The organism is Vibrio genomosp. F10 str. ZF-129, from assembly GCF_000287055.2.
Lineage (GTDB): Bacteria > Pseudomonadota > Gammaproteobacteria > Enterobacterales > Vibrionaceae > Vibrio.
Genome location: NZ_AJYQ02000021.1, coordinates 1 through 754, shown reverse-complemented (window position 1 = coordinate 754; position 754 = coordinate 1). Strand labels below are relative to the sequence as shown.

General features: G+C 40.8%; 1 protein-coding gene. It reads left to right on the top strand.

Features of this window, described 5'->3' with window-relative positions:
- Position 1: 1 nt before the first annotated feature.
- Positions 2-754 (top strand): phosphotransferase (locus A1QO_RS03885; RefSeq protein ID WP_026027052.1); only part of this gene is annotated, 753 nt, incomplete at its 3' end.

Below are 754 nucleotides of genomic sequence, written 5' to 3'. Positions count from 1 at the left end.
CGTGGAAGAATTATCAGGTGGAAGAGAATCAGCAATATATCGAGATGGTGAATTTGTCTATCGACCTCTTCAGCCGTGGAGTCCTACAATTCACCTTATTTTGAAACACCTCGAGCGAGAAAATGTAGCTGAATCTCCAAGATTTCTTGGTGTTAACCAAGAACAGGAAGTCCTAAGTTTTGTTGTTGGTAATACTTATAACTACCCACTAGTCGGCGCAATTGCTACTGTCGATGCACTCACATCAGCAGGTAAACTACTGCGTAAAATACATGACTCAACTGTGCCACTTTTGGAACAAGTAGATGTCAATGCGCACGAGTGGATGCTAGAACCAAGAGAGCCTTTTGAAGTTATCTGTCATGGTGACTTTACCCCATACAATGTCGCTCTATCCGAGAGCACAGTTGTAGGTGTATTTGACTTTGATACTGCGCACCCTGCGCCAAGAATATGGGATTTAGCATATTCAGTTTATTGTTGGTCGCCTTTCAAAACTGACAGCAATGATAAGTTAGGTACAACCTCTGAGCAGGTAACTAGAGCTAAGTTGTTCTGTGATAGTTACGGTGCAACTAAGTCCGAAAGACATCAACTAGCGGATGCAATGATTCAGCGATTACAGGCTTTAGTTTTGTTCATGTGCAGTGAAGCTCAAAATGGTAATGAAACCTTTGCTGAAAACATAGAGCAAGGTCATCTTCAAGCCTATCTAAATGACATGGAATATATCACTGAAAATAAACAAAAAATT